Annotated in this window: 16 protein-coding genes; 10 read left to right on the top strand and 6 right to left on the bottom strand. The window is 68.5% G+C overall.

Annotated features, from left to right (window positions below):
- Positions 1-2: 2 nt before the first annotated feature.
- Positions 3-1,085 carry a glycosyltransferase gene (locus DBV35_RS02730; protein ID WP_108658706.1) on the bottom strand — a complete coding sequence of 361 codons (1,083 nt, stop codon included), beginning with the start codon at positions 1,083-1,085 and terminating at the stop codon, positions 3-5.
- Between the two features lie 240 nt (positions 1,086-1,325).
- Between DBV35_RS02730 and DBV35_RS02725 the strand changes: the two genes are divergently transcribed.
- Both DBV35_RS02725 and DBV35_RS02720 read left to right on the top strand, forming a co-directional pair.
- Positions 1,326-2,141: a family 16 glycosylhydrolase gene (locus DBV35_RS02725; protein WP_108658705.1), complete on the top strand. Its 816-nt coding sequence runs from the start codon at positions 1,326-1,328 to the stop codon at positions 2,139-2,141.
- Positions 2,138-3,424, top strand: a complete 1,287-nt coding sequence (locus tag DBV35_RS02720) for an O-antigen ligase family protein (RefSeq protein WP_108658704.1) — start codon at positions 2,138-2,140, stop codon at positions 3,422-3,424. The genes DBV35_RS02725 and DBV35_RS02720 overlap by 4 nt, the downstream gene beginning before the upstream one ends.
- On the opposite strand, the gene DBV35_RS02715 is transcribed toward DBV35_RS02720, so the two are convergent.
- The 4 genes from DBV35_RS02715 to DBV35_RS02700 are packed head-to-tail and all read right to left on the bottom strand — an operon-like array spanning position 3,389 to position 7,386.
- The gene (locus DBV35_RS02715; protein WP_157961547.1) at positions 3,389-4,336 is read right to left on the bottom strand and encodes a glycosyltransferase family 2 protein; all 948 of its coding nucleotides are present in this window, start codon (positions 4,334-4,336) and stop codon (positions 3,389-3,391) included. The genes DBV35_RS02720 and DBV35_RS02715 overlap by 36 nt on opposite strands.
- A complete protein-coding gene (locus DBV35_RS02710) occupies positions 4,323-5,246 on the bottom strand; it encodes a glycosyltransferase family 2 protein (RefSeq protein WP_108658702.1) in 924 nt (307 codons plus the stop codon). The genes DBV35_RS02715 and DBV35_RS02710 overlap by 14 nt, the downstream gene beginning before the upstream one ends.
- The gene (locus DBV35_RS02705; RefSeq protein WP_108658701.1) at positions 5,243-6,247 is read right to left on the bottom strand and encodes a glycosyltransferase family 2 protein; all 1,005 of its coding nucleotides are present in this window, start codon (positions 6,245-6,247) and stop codon (positions 5,243-5,245) included. Before DBV35_RS02705 ends, DBV35_RS02710 begins: the two co-directional genes overlap by 4 nt.
- Positions 6,244-7,386 carry a glycosyltransferase gene (locus tag DBV35_RS02700; RefSeq protein ID WP_205648439.1) on the bottom strand — a complete coding sequence of 381 codons (1,143 nt, stop codon included), beginning with the start codon at positions 7,384-7,386 and terminating at the stop codon, positions 6,244-6,246. Before DBV35_RS02700 ends, DBV35_RS02705 begins: the two co-directional genes overlap by 4 nt.
- A 192-nt stretch (positions 7,387-7,578) precedes the next feature.
- Between DBV35_RS02700 and DBV35_RS02690 the strand changes: the two genes are divergently transcribed.
- The 6 genes from DBV35_RS02690 to DBV35_RS02665 all read left to right on the top strand — a co-directional run bounded on the left by DBV35_RS02690 (position 7,579) and on the right by DBV35_RS02665 (position 15,292).
- Positions 7,579-8,592 carry a glycosyltransferase family 2 protein gene (locus tag DBV35_RS02690; protein ID WP_108660518.1) on the top strand — a complete coding sequence of 338 codons (1,014 nt, stop codon included), beginning with the start codon at positions 7,579-7,581 and terminating at the stop codon, positions 8,590-8,592.
- A gap of 37 nt (positions 8,593-8,629) precedes the next feature.
- Positions 8,630-10,813 carry a GumC family protein gene (locus DBV35_RS02685; protein WP_108658698.1) on the top strand — a complete coding sequence of 728 codons (2,184 nt, stop codon included), beginning with the start codon at positions 8,630-8,632 and terminating at the stop codon, positions 10,811-10,813.
- 372 nt (positions 10,814-11,185) lie between these two features.
- Entirely contained in the window at positions 11,186-11,935 is a 750-nt protein-coding gene (locus DBV35_RS02680) for a sugar transferase (protein ID WP_205648438.1), read from the top strand.
- Positions 11,935-13,269: a polysaccharide biosynthesis/export family protein gene (locus DBV35_RS02675; RefSeq protein WP_108658697.1), complete on the top strand. Its 1,335-nt coding sequence runs from the start codon at positions 11,935-11,937 to the stop codon at positions 13,267-13,269. The genes DBV35_RS02680 and DBV35_RS02675 overlap by 1 nt, the downstream gene beginning before the upstream one ends.
- Before the next feature lie 65 nt (positions 13,270-13,334).
- Complete coding sequence (gene galE, locus DBV35_RS02670; protein WP_108658696.1) at positions 13,335-14,339, top strand: UDP-glucose 4-epimerase GalE; 1,005 nt, start codon at positions 13,335-13,337, stop codon at positions 14,337-14,339.
- A gap of 176 nt (positions 14,340-14,515) precedes the next feature.
- Complete coding sequence (locus tag DBV35_RS02665) at positions 14,516-15,292, top strand: Crp/Fnr family transcriptional regulator (protein ID WP_108658695.1); 777 nt, start codon at positions 14,516-14,518, stop codon at positions 15,290-15,292.
- An 18-nt stretch (positions 15,293-15,310) separates the two neighbouring features.
- On the opposite strand, the gene DBV35_RS02660 is transcribed toward DBV35_RS02665, so the two are convergent.
- The gene (locus DBV35_RS02660; RefSeq protein ID WP_108658694.1) at positions 15,311-16,114 is read right to left on the bottom strand and encodes a lipid II flippase Amj family protein; all 804 of its coding nucleotides are present in this window, start codon (positions 16,112-16,114) and stop codon (positions 15,311-15,313) included.
- A gap of 129 nt (positions 16,115-16,243) precedes the next feature.
- On the opposite strand from DBV35_RS02660, the gene DBV35_RS02655 reads away from it, so the two are divergent.
- Positions 16,244-16,699, top strand: a complete 456-nt coding sequence (locus tag DBV35_RS02655; protein ID WP_108658693.1) for an RrF2 family transcriptional regulator — start codon at positions 16,244-16,246, stop codon at positions 16,697-16,699.
- A 93-nt stretch (positions 16,700-16,792) separates the two neighbouring features.
- On the top strand, positions 16,793-17,809 hold the full coding sequence (locus DBV35_RS02650) for a sulfate ABC transporter substrate-binding protein (protein WP_108658692.1): 1,017 nt from the start codon (positions 16,793-16,795) through the stop codon (positions 17,807-17,809).

The following is a 17,809-nucleotide window of genomic DNA, read 5'->3' as shown; positions in this document are numbered from 1 at the left end:
GATCAGGCCGCGACGGGCTGCACCGTGCTCGCGGCGGCCTCGTCCATAACGGCCATGAAGGCGTCGAACTGCGCGTCGGCATTGAGGGCCGGGCGCTTGGCGTATTCGGTCGCGGCCGCGCTCGCGGCGGCATAGGCGGCGGGATCGGACCAGAGGCCGTTGAGCGCCGCGACCCAATCCTCCAGCGGCGCGTCATAGTCGAGCGTCACGCCGCCGGGGCCGATCGCCTCCGGCAGGCCGCCGCGCGTGGAGCCGACCACGGGGATGCCGCTGCAATGGGCCTCGGACGCGACCCGCCCCCAGGCCTCCTCCCACTTGCTCGGCGCGAGCAAGATCTTCGTGCGCCCGTAGACGGTGCCCATATCGTTCGTGCGGCGCATGAAGGTGACGTTGGGCAGGGCGCCGAGCTCGGCGTTGATGCGCGCGAGGACCGCCTCGTCGAGCCGCCAGCTCTCCACGAACAGGAACGGGATCTGCGGACAGGCTTTGGCGATGGCGAGCGCCTTGTCGTACCCCTTCTCCGGGTAGAGGTTGATGAAGGTGACGAACTCGCCGCTCGTCTCGAAGCGGTATTTGGCGAAATCGATGGTCGGCGGGATGACGACGCTCTCGATCCCGAACGCGTCCTTGTAGGCGCGGGCGGTGAATTCGGAATTGGCGATGAAGCGGGCGCCCGGAAGCTCGCGCACGTCCCCCTCCAGCTCGTGATATTCGACGTTTCGCAGATAGACGACGAGCGGCACGCCGAACGCCGCGAGCGATTTGCCGACCTTCACCGCCTTGTGACACTGCACCAGCGCGACGTCGGGCCGGAAGGAATTCACGACATAGCCCGCCGCGTCCCAGGGGAACCAGGCGCGCATCACCTTGTAGCCGAGCGAGCGGTCGGTCGCGACCGGCGCGCGCCCCACCTTCAGCTTCACCCGCGCCTTGAAGCCGAACAGGCTGTCCCCGAAGAGGGCGGCGAGAACCGCCGCCTCGTGGCCCGCGGCCATCGTCTGCCGCACCAGATGGTCGGTGCTCGACTGGACGCCGCCGTTGAACTCCGGGAGGTAGCCGTTGCCGCCGGCGAACAGGATTCTCATCGTGACCTCACCATCAAAAGGCCGCGGTCCCCGCGGGCCGACCGGCCGAATGGCCGGGGCTCAGTCTCACGCGGGACACGTGGTCGCGGCCATCATCGGCCTTGACCAGCAGCCTGCTCCTATCGTGCAGTGCAGCAATCCGCGCCGCAACGCATTATCAAATGATGCTCCATCCGCCCGCGCCATCGGCCACAGCTTGGCACGCCGCTCCCGGTGAGCGGCCGAAGAGGAGCATGCACCATGCATAAACTCTCAACGTTCAGGCCGCTGATCCTGGCGGCAACCCTGTTCGCCGCGACGGGCGCGGCCCACGCGGCGGAAGGCTTTTACGACCCGTTCGACCGGTTCGACGGCAAGCGCTGGACGGTCTCGGACGGCTGGACCAACGGCGCGCACATGGCGTGCATCTGGAAGCGCGACCAGGTCGAGACGGCGGACGGCGCGCTGACGCTCCATCTCACCAGGACCCCGGCCGAAACGGGCAAGGGCGAGGCGCGCGACTATGTCTGCGCCGAGATCCAAAGCCGCGCCGCCTACGGATACGGCCTCTACGAGACGCGGATGAAGTCCGCGCCCGGCAGCGGCCTCGTCTCCGCCTTCTTCACCTACACCGGCCCCCATCTCGGCGATCCGCACGACGAGATCGACGTGGAGGTGCTCGGCCGCTCGATGGACCGCTTCGACACGAATTATTTCGTCGACGGCAAGGGCGAGAACCAGGAGAAGGTCCGCCTCGACACGCCCGCCGACGCCGATTTCATCGACTACGCCTTCGAGTGGACGCCCGACGCGCTGCGCTGGTACGTTGACGGCACGCTCGTGCGCGAGGTGACGTCGGACCCGCGCCCCGAAGCCAGGCAGAAGCTGTTCTTCAGCATCTGGAACGGCGGCAAGGGCACGACGGAGTGGCTCGGGAGGCCCGATCCGTCGATCGAGGCCGCGTCGATGGCGGTCGACTATGTCGCCTTCACCCCGCCAGGCGAGCGCTGCCTCTTCCCCACCTCGCTCAGCTGTGACGCGGCGTGGGCCGACAAGACGGAGAACGCGACAGAGTGATCCGGATCCCGAAGCGCATCGTCACGGAGGCACCCGCGAACACGCTCTACATCGCCGCGGCGATGACCGTGTCGATGTTCGTCTTCGCCTATTCGACGCGCTTCGGGCAGATCTCGATCCTCGCCCTCTACGGGGTGTGGTTCCTGCCGCTCGCGGTGGAGCCGCGCCTTCTCCTCAAGCATTTCGGCGTGACGGTGCTGCTCTTCGCCATCGCCGCGCTCGCCATCGCATCCACCGTGTGGTCGATGAACCCGTCGGGCTCGCTGCGCGCCGGCATCCAGTACGCGACCACCATCGTGTGCGCGATCGTCGCGGCGCGGATCTGCGGGCGGACGGGCTTCCTCCTTGGCGGCCTCGTCGGCTCGCTCCTGGTCGGCCTCTATTCGCTCGCCATCGGCGGCTACCATTATGACGTGATCGACGCGAGCTACGCCTTCACCGGGGCCTTCGCGTCGAAGAACCAGCTCGGCTTCTTCGCCTCGCTCGCGATCCTCTTCTCCATCGCCGCCCTCTTCGAGCGCTCCTGGCTGATCCGCCTCTTCGCGGCCTTCATCCTGCTCTTCGGCGCCTTCCTGCTCGTCTCCTCCGACTCGGCGACCTCGCTGATCACCGTCGCGGGGGCGGCCATGATGATGGTCGCGATCATCATCGCCGGGCGGGCGCACCCGACGGTGCGCTTCGTGCTCGTGGGGCTCGCCGCGCTCGGCGTCGCGCTGCTTGCGCTGATCGCGATCCAGTTCGGCGCGCTCGAAGGCGTCCTCGGCGCGTTCGGCAAGGATTCCACGCTTACGGGGCGGACCTATCTCTGGAGCCAGGGGATCGCCGCCGTCGGCGAGCGCCCGCTCTTCGGCATGGGCTACACCGCCTTCTGGACAGTGGGCTACACGCCCGCGGAGGACCTCTGGCGCGAGTTCTACATCACCGCGCGCACCGGCTTCCATTTCCACAACACCTACATCGAGACGGCGGTGGGGCTCGGCCTCGTCGGCCTCTTCCTGCTGTTCACGATGCTGATGTGGGCGATCGCGCTCGCGGCCGGCACCATCATGCGCGCCCGCACCTCGGTGTTCGACGCGCTGACCATCACCTTCGCGGTGCTGCTCCTGATGCGCTCCTTCGTCGAGATCGACTTCCTGATGCCCTACACGATTGGCAGCTTCCTCCTATATTTCGCGATGATGCGGCTCGTGGAGGAGCGGTATCGGGCGCGCACGATGGCGCGGGAGAGGCTGGCGGCGGCGCGGCCGTCAGACCGCCTTCTTGGCCGTAGCCTGCCCGCGTAGGCGCTGGAGCCGCGCCGCGATCGGATAGCGGAAATGAAGCGCCGAAGCGGGGTGCGAGGCCACCGTCGCCAGCGCCGAGACGAGCTTGCGCGCCTTCAGATGGTCGATCGCGCCGATGAAGGCGCCCGCCGTGTCGAGCGCCGCGCGCCGCTCGTTCAGCGCCTTGCGCGAGGGGGTGTCGAGCGTGTGGCGCAGCAGGAAGTCCGCGTCCGCCCGCTTCATCGCGGCGACGTGCTGGCTCCCGAGACGGGCAGAGATCGAGCCCTCGCGGCGGCGATAGAGGTAACCGGCGGCCGGCTCCAGCACGCACTTCGCGCCAAGGGCGAGCGCATCCGCCATCAGGAGATAGTCCTCCCCGATGCGAAGCCCCGTGTCGTAGCGCAGCGTCAGCCGGTCGAGCATCTCGCGGCGGAAGAAGGGCTTGGCGTAGCCGAGGCTCTGGTTGCGCGTGAAGGGGTGGTTGCCGCGCACATAGGTGGCAAGGTCCATCTCGGCCATGCCGGCGAGCATCGCGCTCGACATCAGCGGCTCCGGCGCCGCCCCCTCCCGCTCGACGAGCACATTGTCGACGACGATGTCGGCCCGCGTCGCCTCGGCGCGGGCGAGGAGGCGCGCAAGGCGCCCCGGCAGGAAGAGATCGTCCGCGTCGAGCACCGCGACGAATTCGCCCCGCGCCTCGTCGAGCGCGCGGTTGCGGGCGGCGGCGGGGCCGCCATTGACGCCCATCGCGAAGGCGCGCACGCGCGGGTCGGGGATGGCGCGGGCGCGCGCCAGCGTGTCGTCGGCGGACGCATCGTCGACGATGACCACCTCCATGGCGATATCGTCGGCAAGGGCGCTCGCGACGGCGGCTTCCAGACTGTCGGCGGCGTTGTAGGCCGCGACGATCACACTGACATCAACGCGTGGCAAGGGGCTGGTCCGCTCCGTATTGGACGAGGGTGCGCATGCCGAGAAGCTGGGAGACGACCCCGGCATGGAGCGCGGCGCGCAGCATCCAGAAGGCACGGCGTCGGGCGAGCGGCAGCGTCGCCGCCGCCGCCACCGCGCAGACCCCGAATTTCGCACCCGCGACGGCGATCGCCTTGGGGTGCCCTGCCGCCCCGGCTGCGCCCTGGGCGAGGAGAAGGCCGTGCGTCTGGCCGGAGCGGAAGCGCCGTTTCATGAGCCAGCCGAGCGACTGCCGCCGTGCGTCGACATGCTCCCGCACGATCGCGCCGGGCGCCTCCACGAGGCGCGCCCCGGCGCGAAAGGCGCGGGAGAAGAATTCCGTGTCCTCCCCGCCCGTCTGGCCGAGATCGAGACGGAAGCGCGCTCCCGCGAGCGGGGCCGCCTCCCGGCGGAACAGGACATTCGAGGTGTAGCCGGTGCGGATCGTCCCGTTGACGTGGACGGGGCCGGCCGAATGAAAGTCGCCGTCGCGCATCCAGGCGGGTGCCGCCGCATCGTAGAGCGCGACGACGGGGCCGAGCACCACGTCGGCCCCGCTCTCGGCCTGGCGCGCGAGGAGCGCCGCGATCCAGTCGGGGGCGGCGATCTCGTCGTCGTCGAGGATCGCGACGAATTCGGCGGTCGCGGCGTCCAGCGTGGCGTTGCGGGCGATGGAGATGTTGCGCGCCGGGGCGTGGCGGTAGGTGAGCGCGAGGCCGAATTCGGCCCCCGCCGCCTCGATCGCGGCGCGGGCGGCGTCCGTCTCGTCATTGTCGGCGACGATCACGGCGAGCCTCACGCCCTCCGGCAGGGTCTGCGCGGCGAGGGATTGAAGCGTCGCGCGGATTGATGCGCGGCGGAAGGTGCAGACGCAGACATCGACGCTCGTCATGGCCGGTTCCCCTTCAAAAGCCCCTCCCAGAAGCCGATCGACCATGCGAAGTGCATGATCATCGCCGCAGGTCCCGCAAACGCGACGCACGCCGAGCGCGCCTTCGCCCCCATCAGCACCCCCGCGAGGAGCGAGCCGCCGGCCCAGAGCGCGGCCGGCAGCGCGAGGATCGCGGCGAGCGGCGCGACGGTGGCCGCGACGAGCGCGAGGAGGCCCGCGACGGTCGCCGGCGCGATCATCGCCGGCACGAGCTGGCGCAGCTTCGGCCGCGCGCGGTGCTTGCGGATCGTGCGCGCCCGGCCCCGACCATAGTTGCGATATTGGCGGAAGAGTGGCCGGGCGGCGGAGCGCGGCATATAGACCAGCGACACGGCGTCGGTCTGCCAGATGCGGCCGCCATTCGCGGCGAAGCGCAGGTCGAGCTCGGCGTCCTCGTTGTGGCTGAAGGTCGCGTCGTAGCCGCCGACCGCGCGGAAGGCGTCGAGCCGCATGAAGGCGTGATGGCCGTGGTCCACATAGCCCGCCTTTGCGCCGACGCGGTGGCCGGAATTGCCGGCCCCGAGCGGCGAGTTCTGCGCCGCGGCGACGCCCCGCTGAAAGCACCCCCGCCCCTCGGTCCGCATCGCGACGACGACCGAGTCCGCCTCGATTTCGGCCGCGGCGGCGAGGAGGCGGCGGCAATAGTCGGGCGGATAATCGCTGTGCGCATCGATCCGGATGAGGTTTTTCGCCCGCGCTCCGAAGAGCGAGACCGCGCGGTTGATCCCGGCGCTCTGGATGCGCTCCGGATTGTCGATCAACACGACGCGCGGGTCGCGCTCGATGATCGCCTCGACGATCGCGCGCGTGCGGTCCGTGCTGCCGCCGTCGGCGACGACGATGCCGAGCGGCACCCCATCCGCCTCGGCGAGAAGCTGCCCGAGGAGCGGCCCGATATTGTCCTCCTCGTTCAGCGTCGGGATGACGACGAGCGTCTCGGTGAAGGCGAAGGGCGCGTTCATGCGGCGAGCCTCGTCCCCTGCGGCAGGGTGCGGGTCAGGCGCGCGACGAGGTCAGCGCAGTCCGCCTCGGTCGCGACGAAATCGCTGCGGGGAACGGCGGCGACGCGGGCCGCTTCGCGCTGATAGGCCTCGGCGTCGAGGCCCTTCAGATAGGCGGCGAGCTCCCCCGCGGGATCGGGGCCGAGCACGATCCCGTAGTCCCGTTTCGCCAGGAAATGCGCGATCTCGGTGTTCTCGCGCGCGATCGGGACGGCGCCGTAGAAGCCGCCTTCATAGAGGCGGTTCGGTAGCAGCCACTCCGAGTTCGCCTCGGCCTCGTAATAGTCGATGCTCCAGGCGAAATGGACGTCCGCATAGATCGCGGCGAGATCGTCCGGATTGCGGTAGGCGCCGTGGAAGGCGACGTGCGGCGCGTCCGCGAGCTCGGCGGCGAGGTCGGGGAAGACCGCCGGCGACGGACGGCCGCGCACGACGATTTCGGCAAGCCCGTCGAGATCGCGCGCGATCTTGACGATGAGGTCCATCGAGCGCCGGTCCCGCAGCGCGCCGAAGAGGCCGATGCGCCAGGGCGGGCCGGCGACCCGCGTCTCCTCGGCGCGCGTGTCCCAGCCGAGGAGCTTGTTCTCCACGAGATGGATCGGGGCGCGCACGCCCGAGAGCGGCTCGAAATAGTGGCGCACGAAGGCGGGAGAGGAGGTGATGATGCCGCTGGCGTCGGCCGCGAGCCGCGCCTCGATCGCCCGGAGCGCCCGCCCCTTCACCCCGCCATCGAGAAGGAGGCGGTGGATGTCGAGCACCTCATAGGTGAGCGGGACGCGGCCCGGCAGGTGGCGGCGCACCGCCCCCGCGACGGCGAGCATCTCGAGATTGCGCGCGAGGATCGCGTCGACCGAGCCGAGATCCGCCGCGATCTGGCGCCCGCGGCGCGCGGCGGCGACGACCTGCGCGGCGCGGTTCGCCATCCGCGCATCGTGGGTGCGGCCGAGCGCCACCGTCGGCACGCCGGCGATGTCGGCCGGGGGTTCGCTGTCTCGATGGAACCCCAGAAGCGCCACATTGACGCCATTGCAGCGCAACATAGTGATCCGGCGCGCCACGGCCGGATCGCAAAGATCATGGACGAAATAGGCGATGCGCACGACAGCCGCTCTGGTTGAGGAGAGCACCGAAACGATGCAGTTTCCCTATCGGTACCGGACGAACACGCCCGGCCTCCCCAACTTTTGTTATGGCGCCTTCACCGCCACGGCAGTTTGCTGCATTGCGAAGTACCACGCCGCAGGCGCGCAACGCGGCGTGATCTTGAGTTGTGGGGGCCTGTGAACGCAGCCGTGACCACCGGCGAAAACACAGTCGCGGTCATCGTCCCGGCCTACAACGCCGAAGGGACCGTGGCCGATGCAATCCGCTCCGCGCTCGCCGAGCCGGAGGTCGGAGAAGTCGTCGTCGTCGACGATGCCTCGAAAGACGCGACGGCGGGCCGCGCCCGCGCGGCGGACGACGGCACCGGGCGCCTCAAGGTCCTGCGGGCCGAGGTGAATGCCGGCCCCTCTGCGGCGCGCAACCGGGCGATCGCGGAATCGACGGCGCCGATCCTCGCCATCCTCGACGCGGACGACCGGATCCTGCCGGGGCGCTTCGCGAACCTCCTCGGCGTGCCCGACTGGGACATCCTCGCCGACAACATTCTCTTCGTGACGCCCGAGACGGAGGCCGCGACCCTTACCGCCTTCCGCCCCGGCGCGGGCGCCGGGACCGTCACCGATCTCGACTTCGCGACCTTCGTTCTCGGCAACGTGACGCGGCGCGGGATGCGTCGGCGCGAGCTCGGCTTCCTCCACCCGCTCATCCGGCGCGACTTCCTGGCGCGCCACGCCCTCCTCTATGCCGACGATATCCGCCTCGGCGAGGACTATGACCTCTACACCCGCGCCCTCCTCGCCGGCGCGCGCTTCCGTCTCGCGACGAGCCTCGGCTATTTCGCGGTGGAGCACGCGGGGTCGCTGAGCGGGTCGCACCGCACGCACGACCTTTCGCGCCTGTGCGCGGTCGACGATGCCCTCCTCGCCGACCCACGCCTCACGCCCGATCAACGCCGCGCGGTGTTGACGCACCGGCGAAGCCTCGCCGCGCGCTTCCACCTGCGCCACTTCCTCGACGACAAGCGCGAGCGGGGACTCCTGCCGGCAGGCCTTCGCCTGCTGACGCGCCCGACCACGTTCGGCGACGTCGCGAGCGGGGTCTTCCACGACAAGCTCGACGACGCGAAGCGACGGATCACGCCCCGGCGGCGGGACAGCCGGCCGCAGACCTTGTTCGACGCGCCGCAATGGGAAGGCCGATGATGATGACGGCATCCCGAGCGCGCGGCCACGGAGCATCATGAACACCATTCCCGACGATTTCCGCGCCGAGCCCATCGGCCGCCCGCGCGCCGCGCGCGGGCCGGAAACGAACCACAGCGAGTTCGTCGATATCGGCCTGCTCCTGCAGGCCGCGCGGCGGCAGGCGTGGCTCGTGATCGCCTCGATCATCGTCTTCAGCGGTCTCGCGATCGCCTATGCGATGTCGCTCCAACCCCTCTTCACCTCCTACGCGACGATCCTCCTCGACGAGGAGCGCGCCGAGCTCGTGAACCTCATCTCCGAGCTGCCGAGCGCGATGATGCGCGACGCGACGGTGCAGAGCGAGGTGGAGGTCCTGAAGAGCCAGGCGCTCGCCGAGCGCGTGGTCGAGCGCCTCAATCTCGAAGAGCGCCCGTACGCGCTGTCGGTCGCCCCGCCGCCGATCGCGGTCGCGATGGGGTGGGTGAAGGGCACGATCTCGGGGGCAATCGATCTCTTCCGCGGCGCGCGGCCCGAGGGTGAGGGCGGCGGCGACGGCGGCCCGGCCATCGCGCTGAAGACGCAGCTCGCCGGCACGCTGCGCCAGCGGCTCGACGTGCAGCGCATCGGCCGCTCCTACGTCCTCCAGCTCTCCTACACGGCGCCGGATCCCGCCCTCGCGGCCGAGATCGCGGACGCCTACACCGGCGCCTACCTGAACTTTCAGCTCGAATCGAACGCCGCCGCAGCGAACAGCGCGGTCCGCTTCATGCGCGACCGCGTCGCGACGCTGAGGCAGATGAGCCTCGATGCGAGCCGCGACCTCGAAACCTTCCGCCACGAGCACGGCCTTGTCTCGGTCGGCGAGCGACTCCTGTCGGAGCAGCAGCTCTCCGAGATTCTGAGTCAGCTCGTGATCGCCCAGGCCGACGCCTCCCGCGCGAACGCGCTTGCCGAGCAGGCCGAGGCCGCGATCGCCGCCGGCCCCAATGCCGCGATCGCCGAGCTCACCGGCAACAGCACCGACACGGTGGGCGCGGATCTGCGCACGCGCTATCTCGGCGCGCTCGGCCAGCAGCGCCGCGTCGAGGCGCAGTATGGTGCCGACCACCCCGAGGCGAAGCGCCTCGCGGCCGAGGTCGCCAACATCGAAGCGATGATCACCGAGGAATTGCAGCGGCGCACGCAGCAGGCCCGCGCCGCGGCGAAAGCGCAGGAGACCCGCGTCGCCTCGCTGCGCAGCGGCCTCGACGACGCGATGAACCTGTCGGGCGGCGACAGTGCCACGGCCTATCGCCTGCGCCAGCTGGAGCAGACCGAGCAGAGCTACAAGGAGCTCTACCAGTCCGCGCTCACGCGCCTCGAGACGGTCGTCCCGCAGCAATCGATCCCCATCACGCCCGCACGCGTCATCACCGAGCCGGACATGCCGAAGGGGGCGAGCAGCCCGTCGAAGGCGAAATATCTGGCGCTCGGCTTCCTGCTCGGCGCGGTCGTCGGCGGCGGCGCCGGGACGCTGCGCGAGCTCGCCCGCGACAAGCTCGACAATGAGGGCGACGTCGACCGCATTCTCGGCGTGCCGACGGTCGGCACCCTGCCGCGCGGCCGGCGCGGCGCGGCCCGCCAGCGCCTCTCGCTCGCGCTGCCGAAGGACCCGCGCATCCAGCGGCTCCTGCGCGCGCTGAAGATCAATCTCGACCGTGCGACGAACGCGCGCGGCGCCTGTTCGGTCGCATTCCTGTCGGCCCGGCCGACGGATGGGGCGGGCGGCCTCGCCCTCGGCTTCGCGAGGATGCTCGCCGAGTATGGCGTTCCAGTTCTTCTGGTGGACGCCGACACGGGCGCCAAGTCTATCGTCAATCAACTGAAGCTCTCGCAAGATGAAAGCCTCGTTTCACTTGCGAGCCAGGGCGGCACCATTGCGATCGACACATTGCGGCCGGTCGCGGACCTTCCGCTCTATGTCCTGCGCTTCGCACCCGAGGACAATCCCTACGCGGGGACGGTGTTCTCAAGCTCGCCACACATGCGGAACGGCCTCATGGCGTTCACCGGCGAGGTCGACTACGTGGTCTTCAATTGCCCCCCGGCGAGCGAGGGTCCGGACATCGATGCAATCGCACCCTACGCCGACGCGGCGATCCTGGTGGTGCGGAAGGGGCGGTCCAGCGCGAGCAAGAATCGCGCGATAGTTGCAAACCCCATCTGGCAGGACCGCCTCACCGGCGTTGTGCTCAGCTAAACTTAGCCAGATAAAACTTCACGTAGTTTACAACTTTCCGAAGAGTTTTTCCTCTTCGCATGGGTGCATTGCGTGAATCGCAGGGCTGGATGTTTGCTCATCACTTGAACTTCGAAGGCGTAATTGGCGAGCAAAGCGCCGACAAAAGCGACATGGTCGACAATGCGGCCCACTTCTACTCTTGGATCATCTCCAGTGTGTTCCAATTGCACTTAAAATCGGGCGTTTGTGTGGCTTCGTTCCCTGTCTTTTGTTATAGTCGAAGCCTCTCGGGATCTCTCTATAGGTGCATGAAGCTCGTATATTTGGGTGTCGAATTCGGACCCAGAGTGCGAGCCGGACAAAGCACAGACTCAACCGGAGAGATCCCCGATGATCGTCACTGCTTTGCAGCGCGGCGCGATCCGTTCGCCCTGGGCGCTGAGCCCCCGAACGATCAAAGCGGTCGTCTGGAAACAGAAGCGCGCACGCCGCGCGGCCCGCAATCGCAACCTCATGACGCCCAAGCCCCTCGGGGGCGCGACCAAGCGGGCGTTCGACCTCGTCGTCTCCACCTCGGGCCTCGCCGTGGCGGGCCCGATCCTCGCCGGGCTCTGCCTCGCCGTCCGCATGACGGACAAGGGCCCCGGCCTCTTCGCCCACGAGCGGATCGGGCACAATGGCCGCACCTTCCGCTGCCTGAAGGTGCGCACCATGCGCACTGACGGTGACGCGATCCTCGCCGCCCACCTCGCGGACAATCCCGAGGCGGCGGCCGAGTGGGCCGAGACGCAGAAGCTGAAGGACGATCCGCGCGTGACGCGCCTCGGCCGCTTCCTGCGCAAGACGAGCCTCGACGAGCTGCCGCAGCTCATCAACGTCCTGCGCGGCGAGATGAGCATCGTCGGCCCGCGCCCGATCGTGCGTGCCGAGCTCGACCGCTATGAAAGCGGCGCTTCGGCCTATATCGCGACCCGCCCCGGCCTCACCGGCCCCTGGCAGGTCTCGGGCCGCAGCGACCTCGGCTACGACGCCCGCGTCGCCCTCGACACGGCCTATGTCGCGTCCTGGTCGCTCCTGCGCGACGTCCTCATCGTGACGAAGACGGTGCCCGCCGTGATGCGGGCGCGGGGCAGCTACTGATGTCCCCCGCGCGCCCCGTTCGCCTGGCCTCGGCCCTTCTCCTGGCGCTCGCCAGCCTCGCCCTTCCGGGCGTCGCCAGCGAGGCCGCGGCGCAATCCGGCGGCTACACGCTCCATGCCCGCGACCAGATCGAGGTGAAGGTCGGCCAGTGGGACGCGGTCGCGCGGCAGATGAAGCCGATGGAGTGGCTGAGCGGCGAGCACGCCGTCGGCCTCGACGGGATGGTGGACCTTCCCGCGGTCGGCAATGTCGCGGCCGAGGGCCTCACCCCGTCCGCGCTGTCCGAAGAGGCGAGAAATGCTTTGCGCGAGCGGCTCGGCCTCCTCGACGACCTCTTCGTCTCGGTCCGCATCGTGGAGCACGCGCCGATCTTCGTGGTCGGCGCGGTCGAGAAGCCCGGAACCTATCCCTACGTTCCCGGCCTCAACACCCTTCAGGCGATCGCGGTCGCGGGCGGCGTGAGGCGCTCGACGAGCCTCTTCTCCCGCACCGACCGCGACGCCGTGCGCGCCCTCGGCGACCACCGGCTCCTCGAGGTGGAGCGCTGGCGCATGCTCGTCCGCATCGCCCGGCTGGAAGCCGAGCTCGCGGGTGAGGAAAACGTTCCCCTACCGCAGGAGTTGGACGGCGTCGCGATGAGCGACCAGCTCCTCTCCGTCGAGCAGGAGATCCTCAAGGCCCGCCTCGACGACCACAACACCGCCCTCACCTCCATCCTGGAGCTGAAGGACCTCCTCCACGCCCGCATCGCGAAGATGCAGCAGGAGATGGACCTGCGCCGCGAGCTGCTCGACCGCACCAAGGACGAGCAGGACGCCGTCAGCTCCCTCGTCGAGCGGGGCCTGTCGCGCAACTCGCAGATCAACTCGGTCCGCCGCGAGGTGACCGAGCTCGAAGCGCGCCAGCTCGAGATCGAAGGCTCCATCCTCACCGCCGAGCAGCAGCTCAACGAGGCCGAGCGCGACGAGATCGAGCTGCGCGGCGATCGCCGGATCGAGATCGTCACCGAGCTGAGGGACGCGCGCACCGAGCTGAACCGCATCGAGGTGCGCACCGCGACGGCCGACGCCCTCTTCGCCGAGGCCGCCCGTTTCGGCTCCACCGTCTCCGACCTCGCGAGCCAGGCGCAGGACCGCACTCCGACCTTCGTCGTCACGCGCGGCGGGGAGCGTGAGCCGCGCGTCTTCGAGGCGATCGCCTCGACCGTGCTTCAGCCCGGCGACGTCATCGAGGTGCGCGCCCCCGAGATCGACCAGGCCCCGACGCTCGGCGCGTCGAGCCTGCCGCCCCGCTATGGCGCGGGCGCCGACATCGACAGCGCGGAGCTGAACTGAGCCATGGCGCCGCGCACCCCGCACCACCTTCTCCGATCGGCCACCGCTAAGCTGGAGATCCTTTGATGCAACGCGTTCTCGTCACGGGCGGCGCCGGCTATATCGGCAGCCACTGCTGCAAGGCGCTGGCCGCGGCAGGCTACGAGCCGGTGGTCTTCGACAATCTGTCGACCGGCCACCGCAGCTTCTGCCGGTTCGGGCCGCTCATCCCCGGCGACATCCGCGATGCGGACGAGCTCGACCGCGCCTTCCAGTCGATGATGCCGGTCGCGGTGATGCACTTCGCCGCGCAGTCGATCGTGTCCGACTCGACGGCCCGCCCGTTCGACACCTACGACATCAACGTCAACGGCACGCTGACGCTGCTGCGCACGATGCTCAATCACAATGTGCGCAGCATCGTCTTCTCCTCGACCTGCGCCGTGTACGGCCCGGCCCCGCGCCTGCCGATCATGGAGGCGACCCCGCTTCAGCCGATCAGCCCCTATGGCCGGTCGAAGCTGATGGTGGAGCGCATCTTCGACGATTTCGACGACGCCTACGGCATCCGCTCGGCGCGCCTGCGCTATTTCAACGCCGGCGGCGCCGACCCGATGGGCCTCATCGGCGAGTGGCATGAGCCGGAGACGCACCTCATTCCCGTCGTCCTCGACGTCGCGATGGGGCTGCGCAAGTCGCTGCGGGTGAACGGGTCCAACTACGACACGCCCGACGGCACCGCCGTGCGCGACTATATCCACGTCGACGACCTCGCCGAGGCCCATGTGGCGGCGCTGCGCTACCTCCTCGAGGAGGACGAGAGCATCGCGTTGAATGTGGGCACCGGGATCGGCAATTCGGTCGACGAGGTGGTGCGCGCCGTGGAGCGCGTCACCGGGATGCGCGTGCCGACCGAGGACGGCCCGCGCCGCCAGGGCGACCCCGCCGAGCTCGTCGCCGATCCGAGCCGCGCCCAGTCGCTGCTCGACTGGAAGGCGACCCGCAATCTCGAAACCATCATCTCCGACGCCTGGGCCTGGCATCAGGCCCTGCGTCAACATGAGACAGTCCATCACAAAGAAAACGTATAATCAGCATGTTTGGAGCACAAAATAATAAAAGTGCAATCCTATAATATCTTCCTGAACTTCTACGCTGCATATTTTCTGTCATTTTGTCTAAATGTGTATCCGTGGCGCGTGATTGCTTCGGATTACGGTCAGAGTAACTAACTCTCGAGTTAGAAGGTTGAGGATCGGTAGGCAGAATGACTGACGAAGCGATCTATCCGCTCACGTCTCGCATGAACGGCCTGAGCCTGTTGGACGAGTTCTCCCGTGGGGAGCTTCAATCCATGCATGGGCGGCAGGAGCAGTTCAGGGCGGGCTCCGAACTCGCGATGCAGGGCCGCATCGCGAGCCGCCCCTGGGTCATCGTGTCCGGGTGGCTGATGCGGACCCATGTCCTGAAGGACGGGCGGCGGCAGATCCTCGGCTATGTGCTGCCGGGCGATCTCCTCAATTTCACCCTGCACGCGGGCGTCTCGTCCTTCTGCGAGATCGAATGCGTCACCGACGTGGTGATCGCCGACATCAGCGCGCTGCGCGAGCATATCGCCACCGCCAACGACGACGACCCGATCGTGACCGCCTTCTGGACGCTGCTCGCCCACGACGACGCGATGGCGCTGAACGCGATCGCGCGCCTCACCCGCCAGTCGGCCTATGAGCGGCTCGCCCACCTCTTCCTCGACCTGCGCTACCGTCTCGCCCTTGCCGGCCAGGCGAGCGAGGACACGTTCGAGATGCCGCTGACGCAGCAGGCGATCGGCGACGCGCTCGGCGTCAGCGTCGTCCACGTCAATCGCGTCTTTATGAAATTGCGGCGCGAGGGCTTCATCGAGCGCGTGAAGCAGACGCTCGTCATGCCGGACATCGACCGGCTCAGCAAACGGGTCGATCACTCCGTCCCAAAGTTCACGGCCGGACGGACACAGGCGATCCCGATCCGGCAGACCGCCCCCGCCTACCAGATCGCCCACTGACGCGGCGGGCCCATGCGCTTACAGCGCATGGGCGACCCAGACGATGAGCTGCGCGCTCGGCAGGAGCAGCAGCTGCGCGAGGAGCGTGCCGATGAGGCGGCTCCCCACCATCCAGACGACGACCCGCCGGAACCGCGCCTCGTTGTCCACCCCCTTCACCACATCGTCCGTCAGCCCCGCGAGATAGGGGTCGATGATCACGAAGAGCAGGATCGTCGCGACGCCGTTGATGACGGATGAGAGCGTGCTCGCCGTGAGGCGCAGCTCCGGATCGAGCGTCCCCGCATAGATCGCGGCGAGGACGCCGACCGTCCAAAGCGCGCTCGCGAAAACATTGAGCGCGATCACCCCCACCGGCAGATCCTTGCCGATGCGCAGCGCCGAGAGGCTCGCCCGGCGCGGCAGCGTGATCGAGGCCGCGATGGTGCCGATCCCGTGCGGCGTCATCGCGCGCCCGACGAGGCGCACGACCGAGCGGTTGCGCGAGAAGCCCGCGATCGCCTTGCCCGCGACGCGCTGGAAGGTCGGGATGAGGAGGCCGCCGACGAGCGTCGCCGCCGTCGCGGCGAAGAGAATGAGGCTGAAATCGACCGCGAGATTGTGCGTGGTGATGCCGAGAACGTTCGTCTCGACCCGTTTTGCGATAAAGGGGCCCTGGAAGGAATTCGCCGTCCGCGACACGAGGACGAGGATGTTGAAGAGGGCGAAGGCCGTCGCGATCTGCCGCGTGCGCACGCCCGCGATACGGAACGCGTATGCGAGCGTGCCCACGAGGTGGATCACGAAGGTCAGCGCCATGATGAAAACGAGCTGCAGATCCATCCTTGACCTTTCGAGCCGTGGGACGACAGGTTCGACACGCCTCGTCAGCGCGCCGCCCTTCCTTTATCATCCCCGAGTCCCCACGTATCCGACTTCCTTTGTCGGATTTACAGCGAGTCGCCGCCAGCGATGATCTCTCAGAAGGCCAAATACGCACTGCGTGCGCTTCTCGCACTCGCCGTGCTCGACCGTGAGACCACCGTGTCGACGGCCGAACTCGCCGAGCGCGAGAACATTCCGCGCAAGTTCCTGGAGCAGATCCTGCTCGACCTGAAGCGGGACGGGCTCGTCCAGAGCAAGCGCGGGGCGGCCGGCGGTTATGCCCTTCTGAAGCCTGCCGACACCATCACGTTCGGCCGCGTCCTGCGGCTGATCGACGGGCCGATTGCGCCGCTCCCCTGCCTCAGCCGTATCGCCTATCGCCCCTGCGATGATTGCGAGGACGAGGCGACCTGTCGCGTGCGCCGCGTCTTCTCGGAGGTGGCGAATTCCGCCCGCGCGGTGCTCGACCAGACCACCATCGCCGACGCCATCGCGAACCCGCGCGAGATGACCGCACTCACCTCCCGCGCCCAGGCGAGCTGACCGCCCGATAGACCTCTTTTCGAGCCGTTGACAAATCCTACCGGAGATGTAGGGTTTGAAAGTCGACAAACCCGATAGGAAAAGAGGTTCACGATGAATTTTGTCCCCCGACGTCTTCTCCTCGCCGTCAGCGCCGCCGCCCTGTTCGCGGCGCCCGCGCTCGCCGACACCACGCTTCTCAACGTCTCCTACGACCCGACGCGCGAGCTCTATAAGCAGGTGAACGCCGCGTTCGCCGAGCACTGGAAGGCCGAGACCGGCGAGACCGTCACCGTGCGTATGTCGCACGGCGGCTCCGGCAAGCAGGCCCGCACCGTGATCGACGGGCTCGACGCCGACGTCGTGACCCTCGCCCTCGAAGCCGACATCGACGCGATCGCCGAGCAGAGCGGGAAGATCCCCGCCGACTGGCGCCAGCGCCTGCCGCACGCGAGCGCCCCCTACACCTCGACCATCGTGTTCCTGGTGCGCAAAGGAAACCCGAAGAACATCGAGGATTGGCAAGATCTCGTCGCTGACGGGGTCGAGGTCATCACGCCGAACCCGAAGACTTCGGGCGGCGCCCGGTGGAACTACCTTGCCGCCTGGGCCTATGCCGACCGTGAATTCGACGGCGACGAACAGAAGATCCGGCAGTACATGACGGACCTCTTCCAGCACGTCCCGGTCCTCGACACCGGCGCGCGCGGCTCCACCACCACCTTCGCGCAGCGCGGCATCGGCGACGTCCTCCTCGCCTGGGAGAACGAGGCCTTCCTCGCCCTCGAGGAATTGGGGCCGGACCATTTCGAGATCATCGTTCCCTCGATCTCGATCCGCGCCGAGCCGCCGGTCGCCCTGGTCGACGGCAACGTCGACAAGAAGGGCACGCGCGCGGTCGCCGAGGCCTATCTCAACTTCCTCTATTCGCCCGACGGTCAGCGCCTCGCGGCGGCCAACTATTACCGCCCGGCCGACCCGTCCGCCGCCGACCCCGAGGACCTCGCCCGCTTCCCCGAGGTGAGCCTCGTCACCATCGACGATCCCCTCTTCGGTGGCTGGAAGACCGCGCAGCCGGCGCACTTCGCGGACGGCGGCGTGTTCGACCAGATCTACCGGGCCATGAACTGA

This window comes from Acuticoccus kandeliae, assembly GCF_003073115.1.
Note: the sequence above shows the minus strand (reverse complement) of the source record. Positions and strands in the feature narration are given on the sequence as shown.